This is a genomic window from Anaerotruncus sp. 1XD42-93, from assembly GCF_009917605.1.
Taxonomy (GTDB): Bacteria; Bacillota; Clostridia; order Oscillospirales; family Ruminococcaceae; genus Anaerotruncus.
In genome coordinates this window covers 1-503 of record NZ_QZEG01000251.1, presented here as the reverse complement: position 1 = coordinate 503, position 503 = coordinate 1, and the positions used below count along the sequence as shown (strand labels likewise).

The following is a 503-nucleotide window of genomic DNA, read 5'->3' as shown; positions in this document are numbered from 1 at the left end:
GACAAGCGGAAATCGGTGGTGGAACAGCTCCACCAGCAGCCGAAGCAGGAAAGCAAAAAGACAGCGCCGAAAAAGAGCGCGGAAAGGGAGCTTTGATATGGGACACTTTACCTTTGAAGAAATGAATCTGATGTGCATTTACAACACCGGAACCCGCGCCGGACTGATGGAGAGCCTGACCGAGATGCGCGGCTATCTCTCGCCGGAGGAAACGGAGCTGATGGAACTGACCGACAGCGCCCTTCATAAGCTGCGCGCCATGACGGACGCGGAGTTTGACAGTCTGGAACTGTACCCGGACTTTGACGAATAGGAACCAACAGACCGGAGGGGCTGGCGCTGTGCCGCCCCTTCCTTTTATCCAAAACCCGAAAGGAGGGCCGAAAACAATGGCAACCAAAGCGCAGATGTACGCACAGATGGCCGACCATGCGGCGGTGCAGCTCACTTCCAGCTGGAATGAGTGGATGCGGTTTCTGGACACAGCCTCCAGGCTTTACAAA

1 protein-coding gene is annotated in these 503 nt (G+C 55.9%); it reads left to right on the top strand.

The genetic code is table 11. The features are described from left to right. Positions 1-97 precede the first annotated feature (97 nt). The gene (locus D5269_RS18285; RefSeq protein ID WP_016220730.1) at positions 98-313 is read left to right on the top strand and encodes a transposon-transfer assisting family protein; all 216 of its coding nucleotides are present in this window, start codon (positions 98-100) and stop codon (positions 311-313) included. Positions 314-503 lie beyond the last annotated feature (190 nt).